Raw genomic sequence first — 305 nt, forward strand, 5'->3', positions numbered from 1 at the left:
AAGTGCTCCACCTCGGCCGACGCGATCAGCAGAGAACATCCGCGCCCCCAAACTTCCATCGCACCCACAGCCTTGTTCACCAGCGACGCAGGTCCTTGCGTAGCTGGTCGTACCAGCTACGGCGGTATCGGTCGGATTCCGGAGGCTGCGGGCCAAGTGCGACGACCTGGTCGGTGACGTCGTAGGTGAGGCGGTAGAGCAGGACGCCCATGGCCGTCTCCAGCCACCGTTCCGTGCCGTTGGCGGGCGGTGCTGCTCCGAGAACGGTGACGAACCAGGCCGGCAGCAGTGATCGGCTCTTGATG

Annotated in this window: 1 protein-coding gene; it reads right to left on the minus strand. The window is 65.2% G+C overall.

Annotation, left to right across the window (positions count from 1 at the left end):
- Positions 1–76: 76 nt before the first annotated feature.
- On the minus strand, positions 77–304 hold the full coding sequence (locus H4N64_RS44310) for a hypothetical protein (protein ID WP_186288279.1): 228 nt from the start codon (positions 302–304) through the stop codon (positions 77–79).
- Between the last annotated feature and the right edge of the window lies 1 nt (position 305).

This window comes from Streptomyces cupreus (assembly GCF_014257025.1).
Classification (GTDB): domain Bacteria; phylum Actinomycetota; class Actinomycetes; order Streptomycetales; family Streptomycetaceae; genus Streptomyces; species Streptomyces cupreus.